At 52.8% G+C, this 286-nt stretch carries 1 protein-coding gene; it reads left to right on the forward strand.

What is annotated here, in order from left to right:
* Nucleotides 1-254 (forward strand): SCP2 domain-containing protein (locus SB725_RS30760; protein ID WP_410923148.1); only part of this gene is annotated, 254 nt, incomplete at its 5' end.
* Nucleotides 255-286 lie beyond the last annotated feature (32 nt).

Raw genomic sequence — 286 nt, forward strand, 5'->3', positions numbered from 1 at the left:
GTGCCGACGCCAGCGATCTGCTGATGATTGCGGCGCGTAAACAAGATCCGGATACGATCTTCTTCCAGCGTCGGCTGGTGATTGAAGGCGATACGGAGCTGGGGCTGTATGTGAAAAACCTGATGGACGCCATTGAACTGGAGCAAATGCCGAAAGCCTTACGCATGATGCTGCTGCAACTGGCGGATTTTGTTGAGGCGGGAATGAAAACCGCGCCTGAAACCAAACAGACATCGGTAGGTGAACCATGCTAATTCGAGTAGAAATTCCCATTGATGCGCCGGGT

It is taken from the genome of Pseudomonas sp. SIMBA_041, assembly GCF_046535095.1.
GTDB lineage: Bacteria > Pseudomonadota > Gammaproteobacteria > Pseudomonadales > Pseudomonadaceae > Aquipseudomonas > Aquipseudomonas mucoides.